Source organism: Bacteroides sp. 1001302B_160321_D4 (assembly GCF_015667765.1).
Taxonomy (GTDB): Bacteria; Bacteroidota; Bacteroidia; order Bacteroidales; family Bacteroidaceae; genus Bacteroides; species Bacteroides xylanisolvens.
The window spans coordinates 100,832-115,760 of the sequence record NZ_JADPLO010000002.1 but is presented as its reverse complement, the minus strand read 5'-3'; the positions used below and the strand labels follow the sequence as shown (position 1 = coordinate 115,760).

Below are 14,929 nucleotides of genomic sequence, written 5' to 3'. Positions count from 1 at the left end.
TACAGTCCACTCCCTAATCGTCCAGAGACTATATTTTCTCTTTCCGTCGCGTTGTAATTTAAAGATTATCACGTATCTTTGCCTGCTCAAATCATAAATACGAGATATGGCTATTACAATCAAGAAAGTCTCCACAAAGAGAGAACTTAAGAAATTTATCCGTTTCAATTACAGAATGTACAAGGGTAACCCTTACTCTGTGCCTGACCTCTATGACGACATGCTCAACACCTTCAACAAGAAGAAAAACGCAGCATTCGAATTCTGTGAAGCAGATTATTTCCTCGCATACCGGGACGATAAAATAGTAGGACGTGTAGCTGCAATCATCAACAATCAGGCGAACGAGAAGTGGGAATGTAAAAACGTTCGTTTCGGATGGATAGACTTCATCGACGATCCCGAAGTATCATCCGCACTCATCAAAACGGTGGAAGAATGGGGAAAAGAACGAGGCATGACTCACATTGCCGGTCCTCTCGGATTTACTGATTTCGATGCGGAAGGTATGTTAGTTGAAGGATTCGACCAGCTTAGTACCATGGCTACTATCTACAACTACCCATACTATCCTGTACACATGGAAAAGTTAGGCTTCGAGAAAGACGCCGACTGGGTGGAATACAAAATCTACATACCGGATGCCATTCCCGACAAGCATAAACGTATCTCCGAACTGATCCAACGAAAATATAACCTCAAGATAAAGAAATATACTTCCGGAAGAAAAATAGCCAAAGACTACGGACAGAAGATTTTCGAGTTGATGAATGAAGCATACAGTCCTCTTTATGGCTATTCTCCGTTGACACAGCGGCAAATCGACCAATACGTGAAAATGTATCTGCCGATCCTTGACTTACGGATGGTTACACTGATTACTGATGCCAATGACGAACTGGTCTGTGTAGGTATCTCCATGCCATCTCTCGCCGAAGCTTTACAGAAATCACACGGGCGTCTGTTGCCACTCGGATGGTTCTATCTGTTAAAGGCACTATTTATGAAACGCCGTGCCAAAATGCTTGATCTGCTACTCGTTGCAGTGAAACCGGAATATCAAAACAAAGGTGTTAACGCTTTGTTATTTTCCGATTTAATTCCAGTTTATCAAAAATTAGGTTTTATCTTTGCGGAAAGCAACCCCGAACTGGAACTGAACGGAAAAGTTCAGGCACAATGGGATTACTTTGAGACTCAACAACATAAGCGCCGCCGTGCGTTCATTAAAGAAATTAATAATTAAGAATGAAGAATGAAGAATTTGGCTGCGCTACTACTTAATGCCGCATGGCAATTCTTCATTCTTTATTCTTCATTCTTCATTTATAACAGCTATGGAAGAGAACGAATTGATACCTGTAGACAACAACAATGCAGTAGAGTACACTGACGACAACATCCGTCACCTAAGTGACATGGAACATGTACGCACACGCCCCGGTATGTATATCGGAAGGCTGGGCGACGGTGCACATGCCGAAGACGGAATCTATGTCCTCCTGAAAGAAGTAATTGACAACAGTATTGACGAGTTCAAAATGCAAGCCGGTAAGAAAATCGAGATTACCGTTGAAGAAAACCTCCGTGTCAGCGTACGCGACTACGGACGAGGCATCCCGCAGGGAAAACTCATCGAAGCCGTCAGCATGCTGAACACCGGTGGTAAGTACGACAGCAAGGCATTTAAAAAAAGTGTCGGACTAAACGGTGTCGGTGTGAAAGCCGTCAATGCCTTGAGCTCCCGTTTCGAGGTACGCAGTTACCGCGACGGCAAAGTACGTATCGCCACTTTCTCAAAAGGAAACCTGCTGACCGATGAGACGCAGAATACCGAAGAAGAAAACGGAACTTACATCTTCTTCGAACCGGATAATACATTATTCCTGAATTACAGTTTCAAGCCTGAATTTATTGAGACAATGCTACGTAACTACACGTACCTCAATACCGGGCTTGCCATTATCTATAACGGACACCGTATCCTGTCGCGCAATGGTCTGGTAGACCTTTTGAACGACAATATGACGGCAACCGGACTTTACCCGATCATCCACCTGAAAGGGGAAGACATCGAAATCGCCTTCACGCATACCGGACAATACGGAGAAGAATATTACTCCTTCGTCAACGGTCAGCATACCACCCAAGGAGGTACGCATCAGAGTGCTTTCAAGGAACACATCGCCCGCACCATCAAAGAGTTCTTTAACAAGAACATGGACTATACCGACATTCGTAACGGACTGGTTGCTGCCATTGCCGTCAATGTGGAAGAGCCTATCTTTGAGAGTCAGACGAAAACGAAGCTGGGTTCTACCAATATGGTTCCCGGCGGAGTGACAGTCAATAAATATGTAGGCGACTTTATCAAACTGGAAGTGGACAACTTCTTGCACAAGAATGCGGATGTAGCCGAAGCGATACAGCAAAAGATACAAGAATCCGAGAAAGAGCGTAAAGCCATTGCAGGTGTAACCAAACTTGCCCGTGAGCGTGCAAAGAAAGCGAACCTGCACAACCGCAAATTACGTGACTGCCGTATTCACCTCAACGACCCGAAAGGAAAAGGACTGGAAGAAGACTCCTGCATCTTTATCACCGAGGGGGACTCTGCAAGTGGTTCCATCACCAAAAGCCGTGATGTGAACACGCAAGCAGTGTTCAGTCTACGTGGTAAACCGCTGAATTCTTTCGGGTTAACTAAGAAAGTGGTCTACGAGAACGAAGAATTTAATCTGCTTCAGGCAGCCCTGAATATAGAAGATGGCTTGGACGGACTACGCTACAACAAAGTCATCGTAGCAACCGATGCCGATGTGGACGGTATGCATATCCGCCTGCTATTAATTACTTTCTTCCTGCAATTCTTCCCTGACCTTATAAAAAAAGGCCACGTATATATTCTGCAAACGCCTTTGTTCCGTGTACGCAATAAGAAAAAAACAATCTATTGTTATAGTGAAGAAGAGCGTGTCAATGCAATTAACGAACTAAGCCCGAATCCGGAGATCACGCGATTTAAAGGTTTAGGAGAGATTTCACCGGACGAGTTCAAGCATTTCATCGGTAAAGACATGCGTCTGGAGCAAGTTTCTTTGCGAAAGACGGATGCAGTGAAAGAACTACTTGAATTCTACATGGGTAAAAATACCATGGAACGACAGAACTTTATTATAGATAATCTGGTTATAGAAGAAGATTTGGCATCATGAGAAAAGCAATATTCCCGGGTACTTTTGACCCCTTCACCATCGGACATTATTCGGTAGTGGAACGTGCACTCACCTTTATGGACGAAATCGTGATAGGAATCGGTATCAATGAGAACAAGAATACATACTTTCCCATTGAGAAAAGAGAGGAAATGATTCGGGAACTTTACAAGGATGAGCCTCGTATAAAAGTGATGTCCTACGACTGTCTGACCATTGATTTTGCGCAGGAAGTAGAGGCCAGGTTTATTGTCCGCGGTATCCGTACAGTGAAAGATTTCGAGTATGAAGAAACGATTGCAGACATCAACCGCAAACTGGCAGGCATTGAAACCATCCTGCTCTTCACAGAACCGGAACTGACTTGCGTCAGCTCGACGATTGTACGCGAATTATTGACTTATAATAAAGATATCAGCCAGTTTATTCCCAAAGGAATGAGGATAAGTTGAGAGTTGAGAAGGATGCAGGCGTATCTGTGCCCGGTTGTTAATACTCGGCTATTAATATAAAGTAAGATTATGAATAAGATTAAAATATACGTCCTTTTGGCTTGCCTGTGGGCAGTACCAGCCTTACAAGCCCAAAATTTCGGTTCTGAAGCCATGCGCAAGCTACAGATGGCAGAGTTCGCAATCTCCCATTTCTATGTAGACAAAGTAGATGAAGACAAGTTGGTGGAAGAAGCCATCATCAAGATGCTGGCACAACTCGACCCGCACTCTACCTACTCGGACGCAGAAGAAGTGAAGAAAATGAACGAACCTCTTCAAGGTAACTTCGAAGGTATTGGAGTTCAGTTTCAGATGATTGAAGATACCCTGTTAGTAGTGCAACCCGTCAGTAACGGACCTTCCGAAAAAGTCGGCATCCTTGCCGGTGACCGTATTGTTGCGGTCAATGACAGCGCCATTGCCGGAGTGAAAATGAGTACGGAAGATATTATGAAGCGTCTTCGTGGTCCGAAAGGCTCTAAAGTCAACCTGACTATCGTTCGTCGTGGCGTGCAAGATCCTTTATTGTTCACAGTGAAAAGAGATAAAATACCTATCCTTAGCCTCGATGCTTCTTACATGATTCAGCCTAAAACAGGTTATATCCGCATCAACCGCTTCGGAGCAACTACTGCCGAAGAATTCAAGAAAGCAATGACAAGCCTTCAGAAACAAGGTATGAAGGACCTGATTCTCGACTTGCAAGGAAACGGAGGAGGTTACCTGAATGCAGCTATCGACCTTGCCAACGAATTCCTGGGACAAAAGGAACTGATTGTCTACACGGAAGGACGGACTGCCAAACGCAGTGATTTCTACGCCAAAGGAAACGGAGATTTCCGTAATGGACGTCTTATCATCCTGGTAGATGAATATACGGCTTCCGCCAGCGAAATTGTCAGCGGTGCAGTGCAGGATTGGGACAGAGGAATTATCGTAGGACGCCGTTCTTTCGGCAAAGGATTGGTGCAACGTCCTATCGACCTGCCGGATGGTTCCATGATTCGTTTGACTATTGCGCGCTATTATACTCCATCGGGACGTTCCATCCAGAAACCATACGACAGTACTGTCGATTACAACAAGGACCTGATAGAACGTTTCAACCACGGTGAACTGATGAATGCTGACAGTATTCACTTCCCGGATTCGCTGAAAGTACAAACCAAGAAACTAGGACGTACCGTTTATGGCGGAGGGGGTATCATGCCGGATTATTTCGTACCTATCGACACTACTCTTTATACGGATTATCACCGTAATCTGGTAGCTAAAGGAGCCGTGATTAAATTCACCATGCAGTTTATCGAAGGGCACCGGAAAGAGTTGAAAAACAAATACAAGAAATTCGAATCGTTTGATGAGAAGTTCGTAGTTGATGATGATATGCTCGCCATTTTAAAGGAAATAGGAGAGAAAGAAGGAGTGAAATTCAATGAAGAACAATATCAGAAGTCGCTTCCTCTTATCAAGACGCAGCTTAAAGCACTGATAGCCCGTGACCTTTGGGATATGAACGAATATTTCCGGGTAATGAATACCACCAATGAGAGTATACAAAAGGCGCTGGAGATACTGAATTCGGATGAGTATCAGAAGAAGCTGAAATAGGGTATTCAGTAAACAATCATAAGACATCATTTTTCAGTTCGGTGGACATATATACTTACCATAGTGAAAAAATATCTATCATAAGTATCATTCATTTTGATACTCTTCTCATTATCAAAGAAATAAGTATGATAGATAGCTTTTAAAAAAGGTATCTATCATACTTTTACCAGCAAAAACAGGTTATCTATCATCTACAAAATAGCCGAATAAAGACCCTATATGCATAAGATAGCTTGTTTTTGTTGAATAGTTTAATTCTCCCCTGCCCTATATCTATCAGATAGAACAAGGCGTATAAATACCTTAAACAAGCAGAGATAGTTTGCTTTTCTCCCTGATATAGTTTATCTTTGTTACCGATATAGTTCATTCTTCATGGCCGTGGCGAATTCCTACCACGGCCGTGGAAAGATACTACCACAGCCATGAAGAGATCTCTCCACGGCCGTGGGAAACTAATGATAAAGGCACCGGAAGACAACTATCCTTATGCCTTAGTCCAAGAATAAAGGCAGGATAACTTATAAAAGCCGCTTGATAGCAAACAAACAACAGCTATATAACACCCTCCCCCTAAGTCCGAAGATGATCGATTAGCTTCGCAACAACAAAAAACAATGCCCTTATAGGCTTGCAACGGTAAATTAAAAAGGCGTAGCAATGTATAAGGCGAAAACAAATAAATAATGGCAATACAATTTGAATTGTACAAGACTCCCCGTCCCAAGGATGAGGAAGACAAAGAAGTGTATCACGCACGTGTAGTCAACTTCCAACACATTGACACAGACTATTTGGCAAAAGAAATCCAGATAGCAACTTCTCTAACTGAAGGGGATGTAAAGTCAGTTCTCGAATCCCTAAGTCATTTTATGGGGGATCGTCTTCGGGAAGGACAAAGCGTCCATCTGGATGGCATCGGTTATTTCCAGATAAAGCTGAATAGTCAAGAACCTATCACTTCGCCCAAACTAAAAGCGAATCAGATAAAACTCAAAGCCAATATCAGCTTTAAAGCGGACGTCAAACTGAAAAGGTCAGTCAGTGTTGTTCATGTGGAGCGAAGTAAACTGAAACCCCATTCGGCTGTCCTTTCAAATGACGAGATAGACAAATTGCTGACAAACTACTTCAAGAGCAACCCTGTATTAACTCGTCGCGACTTTCAAGGATTGTGCGGCTTTGCCCCTACCACTGCCGCACGGCAAATCAAACGGCTGAAAGAGGAGGAGAAGAAGTTGAAGAATATCAATACTTATTATAATCCGATTTACATACCGATGCCGGGATATTATGGCAAGGCGGAGATAAAGACAGATGAATAAAATGGAACCAACATAATACAGAAATAAAATGAAATCAGAAGAAATAAAAGAGCTATTTAAGCAGTTTGAGAGCATTGTTTGCGAATACAACAAAGTGGAATGTTGGAGTGCGAGAGAACTTTATCCATTGTTAGGATATTCTCAATGGCGTAACTTCCTGTCTATCATATAGAAAGCAAAAGATGCATGTAAAAATGCCGGAGAAAATATTGCATACCATTTTGCTGACGTCAGCAAAATGGTTATATTAGGTTCAGGCGCTGAAAGAGAAGTAGATAACATCTTTCTGACCCGTTATGCCTGCTATCTGGTAGCACAAAATGGAGATTCTCGAAAGCAAGAAATTGCCTTTGCTCAAAACTACTTTGCAATACAAACGCGCCGTGCAGAATTAGTAGAGCAACGTTTAATAGAATATGAACGTGTCCAAGCACGTACCAAACTAGCCGAGACAGAGAAACTTCTCTCGGGTGTTTTATATGAAAGAGGAGTTGACAATCAAGGATTCGCCATTATACGTTCCAAAGGAGATAAAGCACTGTTTCACATGGACACCAAAATGCTAAAACGTAAACTTGACGTACCTGATAGTCGACCATTGGCTGATTTTCTTCCGACCATCAGCATAAAAGCCAAAGACTTTGCCGCAGAAATGACCTCTGTGAATGTTCAGCAAAAAGACCTATACGGACAAACTGCCATTGAAAATGAACATGTTGACAATAATGTCGCAGTCAGAGATATGCTTGTTGGTAGAGGCATATTTCCTGAACAAATTCCTGCAAATGAAGATATTGCGGCAGGGGTATTTCTCTAAAGAAAAACGTTTTAACACATTCTTTATAAATCTGATTTATAATAAAGGAGGGGAGGAACCTATTAAAACAGAGCCTGTTAGGCAGCATCTATAAAAAGGATTTACAAGCAGCAGTCGTGCAAACTAAGTCATTCCCTCAATTCTTCAGTCATTGTTTTTAGTAATGACCTGCTGTCACTTAACGGCAAATCCGTAGCTAAATCCCAACTCATCATACCTTTCAGCTTCTGTTCCTTTGCATAACGGGTTTTGATACGAATGTTATCCTGACCGTCAAACACATAAGTATCTCCCTGATAGATCACTTCATTCTGTGCAGGACTCGTAACCAATCCATTCTGTACAAAATTGAAATAAGCCTCTGTCTTCTTTGAATTATCTTTGGTCACCCCATAAAAAGGAACTCCTGCCACCAGTTTTTCCTTCGGAATACCATACTCCAATACCATCTGTATATCCGAACAATATTTCTCTATCGGAAAGCGAACCGGTGAAGGACCATAGCACTGAAGTGAAATAAAATCAACTGCTTCAATAGCTTCCTTACTAATCTTATAACAAACAGGATGCAGAGATACACTGAAAAGATACTTGTCTCCCAACACTTCACGCATCTTCAGGATAGCCAAACTATAATCTTTATATTCTTTCTCATTTTCCGCCCACTCAAAATCAAGATCAATGCCATCCAGTTTATTCTTTTCCAGTACAGTCTTTATGTTCTTTGCAAACGTCGTACGAGCGGCCTCATCGGCCACCATCGCTTTCCATTCGCCACTGGAAGCACCCAAACGTATTTTCACTTTTGTACCTTTTACTTTTGCACGAACCGATTTAATCAAACCTTCCCAAGTGGTCACCCCTTTTCCCTGAAATACACGTGGATTCTCAAATGACAATGATCCGTCTTTATTAGGATGAACATTCAAGAAAATAAGGTCGTCACTTGCCCGCAAGCTTTCTGTAGAGATACGACCACGGTTGTAAAAATTACCCCGCACATAAGAACTGACCATATAGTCTTGTTGTGCAAACAATGATAATCCAACAAACACAAAAAGGAAGAATACAATTTTTCTTAGCATTAGCATAATGATTGATAATTAAAACGTTTAGATTGCAAAAATACGCATATCAAAGGGAAACAGATGTTCAAAAACAACTATAATACTTCCAAAAATCAACATAAAGTTTTCTATTCAGAAATTTACAACAGATAAATATTGAATTCTTTAACATCATCCAAAGGGATAAGAATAATATTTGCAGGTTTCTACTAAAACATAAATAAAAGAAAGAGTTCCATTTTCCGCAAAAAAAGCCTATCTTTGTTCCGTTAAGATAATAAATCACGCATAAAACTCATGCCAGGAGATTCATTTTGCATACAATATACCAACTGTACGGGATGTCCAAAAAATGTTGAGAATATCCTTGTATATAGAAACTTACCTAAAGGAGAGCATATCCCCAAGGATAAGTGTACGCAGAATTGTATGCTTTTTATGATAAAGGGCGAATTACTTATCAATAGCGAAGAGCATCCCGGAATAACGTTACGCGAGAGACAAATTGTTTTGCAAGCTATTGGCTCCAAGGTCGAAATACTGGCACTGACAGATGTTGAATACGTTGTCTACTGGTTCAACGAACTGCCTTTGCTCTGCGAAGACCGATATAAGGAAATGATGGAACAGACGGAAGCTCCTTTGACCTACACTCCACTGATTATGAGCGAAAGGCTTTACCACCTTGTCACCAGTATGCCCGAATTCCTCGCTGAGGAAAACCCTTGCAGCAAGTATATCGACTTAAAATGCAAAGAACTGGTTTTCTTGATTACCAACTTTTATCCGCTGCCCCAACTGAGTTCATTCTTCTATCCGATCAGCACTTATACGGAAAGTTTCCACTATTTCGTCATGCAGAATTACAGCAAGGTGAAGAACGTGGAAGAATTTGCGCATCTGGGAGGATATACGACCACTACTTTCCGCCGACTATTCAAAAACCTCTATGGTGTGCCCGTATACGAATGGATACTGGAAAAGAAACGGGAAGGAATCCTGGAAGACCTACAGCACACCAAAATGCGAATCACTGAAATCTGTAACAGATACGGATTCGACTCCCTGTCGCATTTCGCCCACTTTTGTAAAGACTCTTTCGGAGATACCCCACGCGCTTTACGCAAGAAAGCAGCCGGCGGTGAGAAAATCGGGAAAGTACAATAAACAGCCTCATCCTACTAATGTGCCAATCAGTTGCACCATGCGCGCATACTGGCTGGCATATTGATACATTAGCGCATTGATTCATTATTAAAGAATTATTTCTTTAATTCCTTGCTCAATCAATCTATTTCCCCTATTTTTGCAGTCTGTAAGAGGTGTAAAACGTCGAAATTTTAGTTCTAACAATTAAATAATTTAAATTCAATCATTTATGTGGTTAAGTAATTCATCTGTAGGAAGGAAAGTGGTGATGAGCGTTACCGGTATCGCCCTTGTCCTGTTTCTAACATTTCACATGGCGATGAACTTGGTTGCAATCATCTCGGCTGATGGTTACAACATGATTTGTGAGTTCCTGGGAGCAAACTGGTATGCGTTAGTGGCTACCGCAGGACTAGCCGCTCTTTTTGTGATTCACATCATCTACGCATTCTGGCTGACAATGCAGAATCGCAAAGCGCGTGGTAGCGAACGCTATGCAGTGGTTGACAAACCAAAAACTGTAGAATGGGCATCTCAAAACATGTTGGTGCTGGGTCTGATCGTTATCGTAGGTCTTGGTTTGCACCTCTTCAACTTCTGGGCAAAAATGCAGTTGCCGGAACTGATGCACAACATGGGCATGCACGCTGATACACTGACGCTGGCTTATGCCGCTAACGGTGCTTATCACATCCAGCAGACTTTCTCTAGCCCGGTTTACGTAGTTCTTTACCTCGTTTGGCTGTTTGCTTTGTGGTTCCACCTGACTCACGGTTTCTGGAGCTCTATGCAATCACTGGGATGGAACAACAAAGTATGGATCAATCGTTGGAAATGTATTTCTAACATCTATTCTACGATTGTTGTACTCGGTTTCGCACTGGTAGTAGTGGTATTCTTCGTGAAAACACTGATTTGTGGCGGTGCTTGCTAAATAGTAAATTGTAAATGATTAAATTGTAAATAATATTATGATCAAGATAGATTCAAAAATTCCAGAAGGCCCGGTGGCTGAGAAATGGACCAACTATAAAGCTCACCAGAAATTGGTGAACCCCGCTAATAAACGTCGTTTGGACATCATCGTTGTGGGTACGGGTCTGGCAGGTGCTTCTGCCGCTGCTTCACTTGGTGAAATGGGTTTCAGAGTATTCAATTTCTGTATTCAGGATTCTCCCCGTCGTGCACACTCTATCGCTGCACAGGGTGGTATCAATGCTGCAAAGAATTATCAAAATGATGGTGACTCGGTTTACCGTCTGTTCTACGATACTGTAAAAGGTGGTGACTATCGTGCCCGTGAAGCTAACGTATATCGTTTGGCTGAAGTGTCTAACGCTATCATCGACCAATGTGTAGCGCAAGGTGTTCCTTTCGCTCGCGAATATGGCGGTACGCTGGACAACCGTTCTTTCGGTGGCGCACAGGTATCTCGTACTTTCTACGCTAAAGGCCAGACTGGTCAGCAGTTGCTACTGGGTGCTTACTCTGCATTGAGCCGTCAGGTAAACGTAGGTACTGTTAAACTGTATACCCGCTATGAAATGCAGGATGTTGTCATCGTTGATGGACGTGCCCGCGGTATCATCGCAAAAAATCTTGTAACAGGCGAATTGGAACGTTTCGCTGCTCACGCTGTAGTAATCGCTACCGGTGGTTATGGTAACGCTTACTTCCTGTCTACTAACGCTATGGGTTGTAACTGTACAGCTGCTATCTCTTGCTACCGCAAGGGTGCTGTATTCGCAAATCCTGCATACGTTCAGATTCACCCGACTTGTATTCCGGTACATGGTGACAAGCAGTCTAAGCTGACTTTGATGTCTGAATCTCTCCGTAACGACGGTCGTATCTGGGTTCCGAAAAAGAAAGAAGATGCAGTAAAACTCCAGAAAGGCGAAATCAAAGGAAGTGATATTCCGGAAGAAGACCGCGACTATTACTTGGAACGCCGCTATCCGGCATTCGGTAACTTGGTTCCGCGTGACGTTGCCAGCCGTGCCGCTAAAGAACGTTGCGACGCTGGTTTCGGTGTAAACAACACAGGTTTGGCCGTATTCCTCGACTTCTCTGAAGCTATCAACCGTTTGGGTATCGACGTTGTTCTTCAACGTTATGGTAACCTCTTCGATATGTACGAAGAAATCACTGACGTTAATCCGGGCGAACTGGCAAAAGAAATTAATGGCGTAAAATATTATAATCCGATGATGATTTATCCGGCTATCCACTATACAATGGGTGGTATCTGGGTAGACTACGAACTGCAAACCACTATCAAGGGTCTGTTCGCTATCGGTGAATGTAACTTCTCCGACCACGGTGCAAACCGCCTCGGTGCTTCTGCATTGATGCAAGGTTTGGCTGACGGTTACTTCGTATTGCCTTATACCATCCAGAATTATCTGGCAGATCAAATCACTGTTCCTCGTTTCTCTACTGATCTTCCTGAATTTGCTGAAGCAGAAAAGGCAGTTCAAGCTAAGATCGACAAGTTCATGAGCATCCAGGGTAAAGAATCTGTTGATTCTATCCACAAGAAACTGGGTCATGTTATGTGGGAATATGTAGGTATGGGACGTACGGCAGAAGGCTTGAAGAAAGGTATTGCCGAACTGAAAGAAATCCGCAAGGAATTCGAAACGAATCTGTTTATCCCCGGTTCTAAAGAAGGTATGAACGTAGAGCTTGACAAAGCAATCCGTCTGTACGACTTCATCACTATGGGTGAGCTTGTTGCTTACGATGCATTGAACCGTAACGAAAGTTGTGGTGGTCACTTCCGTGAAGAATACCAGACTGAAGAAGGAGAAGCAAAACGTGATGACGAAAACTTCTTCTATGTAGCATGCTGGGAATATCAAGGTGACGATGAAAAGGCTCCGGTATTACACAAAGAACCGCTGGTATACGAAGCTATCAAGGTTCAGACTCGTAACTACAAGAGCTAATCGGTGAAGTTAAACATTTAAAAGAATTAGAAGAAAATGGATAAAAATATATCATTTACACTGAAGGTATGGCGCCAAGCTGGTCCGAAAGCTAAAGGTGCTTTTGAAACCTACCAAATGAAAGATATCCCCGGTGATACTTCCTTCCTCGAAATGCTGGATATTCTGAACGAACAGCTCATCAGCGAAAGAAAAGAACCGGTAGTATTCGATCATGACTGCCGCGAAGGTATCTGCGGTATGTGTTCTCTTTACATCAACGGACACCCGCACGGTCCTGCAACAGGTGCTACTACTTGCCAAATCTATATGCGTCGTTTCAACGACGGTGATACCATCACTGTTGAACCTTGGCGTTCGGCTGGTTTCCCTGTCATCAAAGACTTGATGGTAGACCGTACTGCATACGACAAGATTATGCAAGCTGGTGGTTATGTAAGCGTACGCACAGGTGCTCCGCAGGATGCTAACGCTATCCTGATCGCGAAACCGATCGCTGACGAAGCTATGGATGCTGCTTCTTGTATCGGTTGCGGTGCTTGTGTAGCTGCATGTAAGAATGGTTCTGCTATGTTGTTCGTTTCTGCAAAAGTTAGCCAGTTGAACTTGTTGCCGCAAGGCAAACCGGAAGCTTTGCGCCGTGCAAAAGCTATGTTGTCAAAGATGGACGAACTGGGATTCGGTAACTGTACAAACACTCGTGCTTGTGAAGCTGAATGTCCGAAGAATATTTCTATCAGCAACATCGCTCGCTTGAACCGCGACTTCATCATCGCAAAATTAAAAGACTAGAAACTGCTAGATTTCAATAGCGAGAGCTTAATTTGATTAATGACAGAATCCCCTGCCGGCTAGTTCGACAGGGGATTTCTTTATGTATGAGTAGACCACAATTATTATTAATACGGATCAGTAACATGAACTTTTAATTCATAAGTTTCACCGATTTCACCTTATAGCCAAAACTGTTATGAATGAGAGAATTACGGGTGAAAGCGAGGATTGAAATAAGGTAAAATCATTCGTTACCGCTTTCACCTGTCTTATTAAAATATCCCTTGAGCTAAAACAATTATCATTATAGCTAATCCGGATATGCTTATAGCAAATCCGCTTTCAGGTATTAATGAGTGAACTGTGCGGATGTAGTACTTTGGCCGCCAGGTCTTAACACCTTAGTTCTCATGTGTTAATACTTGAGTTGTTGCATCTATATATCTAGCATCTTGGAGCTATATATCCAACACCTTGGATCTATATGTCCAACAGTCGGTATGAATAAACTCAATAGGTGAAACCAAGAAGGTTCAGTTTCACCTGAATTTCTCCCTTGCTTTCACCCGCTATTACCTTATTCATCGGCATTTAGAGAATTGGGTGAAACCGGTGAACCGCAATTATCTTACATAGTTGCATTTATGAAATGTCTTGCCTACGTAAATTACGTGGAGAGGCACCAAAAGATTTCTTGCAGAAATTAGAAAAATGGGGTAAAGATTCAAAACCATATTTATAGCATATCTCCGAGATGCTACATTTAGAGTTGTTCAAGTCGTCCAGAATGCCCTCTTTACGTCTCGCCAGCATCCATTCATAAACAGGTTCATGAAAGACGTTATTGAAGATACGACGGAATGTACTAAGGGTATATCCACCCAATTGTGCCAGTTCTTCCACTGTCTTTACTTTCTTATAGTTTTGAATAACGAAGTATTGGAAACTGTTTACATATTTAGAGAGTGGATGCACCAAGCTCGAAAGATCATAATCGGAATAATAGTATCCCAATACAAACGCCAATTCTTTTCGTTTCAGAGATAGCAAATCCCGACAGACTTTATCCCCTTTCAGATAAGTGATAGACCCATTAAGGAAATATTGTAGTTCTGGAATTATTTTTAATGGAGTATAAATAAGTGGAGGAGATACTTCCTTCATGATATGATTGAAACGGAAATCACAAAACAGTTCGGGCTGGATAAAACGATAATAAATGCACTCACATTCAGTCATAGCAAGCATCTCAAACATAGAGCCAATGGCCTGAAGGATAAATTCACCTTCCTTAAGCATTGTCCCCGCATATTCCTTACTATTGACCAGTATTTCTCCCTTCATCAAAAAAAGGATAAGATTTTCTTCACACTTTTGAGCCGGTTTATGAAAACCACGCTGATAAATCACATGAGTAATGGCATTACTCACCGCTTTTGGACATATTTGACAATCCCAGGTTCCTTGACAAATAGATGGCATACGCTGACTGTGTTTGTTTTTGTTTATGCTGCCAGCAAAAA

General features: G+C 42.3%; 11 protein-coding genes and 1 pseudogene. 10 read left to right on the top strand and 2 right to left on the bottom strand.

Going from position 1 to position 14,929, the window contains the following annotated elements:
* Positions 1 to 106: 106 nt before the first annotated feature.
* The 6 genes and pseudogenes from KFO40_RS01310 (at position 107) to dinD (ending at position 7,465) form a co-directional block, all read left to right on the top strand.
* Positions 107 to 1,246 carry a GNAT family N-acetyltransferase gene (locus KFO40_RS01310; protein ID WP_087317403.1) on the top strand — a complete coding sequence of 380 codons (1,140 nt, stop codon included), beginning with the start codon at positions 107 to 109 and terminating at the stop codon, positions 1,244 to 1,246.
* 91 nt (positions 1,247 to 1,337) lie between these two features.
* Positions 1,338 to 3,215 (top strand): DNA topoisomerase IV subunit B, encoded by a 1,878-nt coding sequence (locus KFO40_RS01305; protein WP_004311085.1) that lies wholly within the window; start codon positions 1,338 to 1,340, stop codon positions 3,213 to 3,215.
* Positions 3,212 to 3,667 (top strand): pantetheine-phosphate adenylyltransferase, encoded by a 456-nt coding sequence (gene coaD, locus KFO40_RS01300; RefSeq protein ID WP_087317407.1) that lies wholly within the window; start codon positions 3,212 to 3,214, stop codon positions 3,665 to 3,667. Before KFO40_RS01305 ends, coaD begins: the two co-directional genes overlap by 4 nt.
* A 69-nt stretch (positions 3,668 to 3,736) precedes the next feature.
* Positions 3,737 to 5,320: a S41 family peptidase gene (locus KFO40_RS01295; protein WP_211145989.1), complete on the top strand. Its 1,584-nt coding sequence runs from the start codon at positions 3,737 to 3,739 to the stop codon at positions 5,318 to 5,320.
* Positions 5,321 to 6,009: 689 nt separating this feature from the next.
* Positions 6,010 to 6,648: an HU family DNA-binding protein gene (locus tag KFO40_RS01290; protein WP_151935166.1), complete on the top strand. Its 639-nt coding sequence runs from the start codon at positions 6,010 to 6,012 to the stop codon at positions 6,646 to 6,648.
* 28 nt (positions 6,649 to 6,676) lie between these two features.
* A pseudogene (gene dinD, locus KFO40_RS01285) lies at positions 6,677 to 7,465 on the top strand (DNA damage-inducible protein D).
* A 128-nt stretch (positions 7,466 to 7,593) separates the two neighbouring features.
* On the opposite strand, the gene KFO40_RS01280 reads toward dinD, so the two are convergent.
* A complete protein-coding gene (locus tag KFO40_RS01280) occupies positions 7,594 to 8,556 on the bottom strand; it encodes a glycoside hydrolase family 18 protein (RefSeq protein ID WP_120144405.1) in 963 nt (320 codons plus the stop codon).
* Positions 8,557 to 8,829: 273 nt separating this feature from the next.
* Here KFO40_RS01280 and KFO40_RS01275 point away from each other — a divergent pair, with 273 nt between their 5' ends.
* The 4 genes from KFO40_RS01275 (at position 8,830) to KFO40_RS01260 (ending at position 13,424) form a co-directional block, all read left to right on the top strand.
* Entirely contained in the window at positions 8,830 to 9,699 is an 870-nt protein-coding gene (locus KFO40_RS01275; protein WP_211145988.1) for a helix-turn-helix domain-containing protein, read from the top strand.
* A 211-nt stretch (positions 9,700 to 9,910) separates the two neighbouring features.
* A complete protein-coding gene (locus tag KFO40_RS01270) occupies positions 9,911 to 10,615 on the top strand; it encodes a succinate dehydrogenase/fumarate reductase cytochrome b subunit (RefSeq protein ID WP_004298481.1) in 705 nt (234 codons plus the stop codon).
* Between the two features lie 37 nt (positions 10,616 to 10,652).
* A complete protein-coding gene (locus KFO40_RS01265) occupies positions 10,653 to 12,632 on the top strand; it encodes a fumarate reductase/succinate dehydrogenase flavoprotein subunit (RefSeq protein ID WP_004311072.1) in 1,980 nt (659 codons plus the stop codon).
* Between the two features lie 36 nt (positions 12,633 to 12,668).
* Positions 12,669 to 13,424: a succinate dehydrogenase/fumarate reductase iron-sulfur subunit gene (locus KFO40_RS01260; protein WP_004298485.1), complete on the top strand. Its 756-nt coding sequence runs from the start codon at positions 12,669 to 12,671 to the stop codon at positions 13,422 to 13,424.
* A gap of 624 nt (positions 13,425 to 14,048) precedes the next feature.
* Here the strand turns inward: KFO40_RS01260 and KFO40_RS01255 are convergent.
* On the bottom strand, positions 14,049 to 14,888 hold the full coding sequence (locus tag KFO40_RS01255) for a helix-turn-helix domain-containing protein (RefSeq protein ID WP_004322970.1): 840 nt from the start codon (positions 14,886 to 14,888) through the stop codon (positions 14,049 to 14,051).
* Positions 14,889 to 14,929 lie beyond the last annotated feature (41 nt).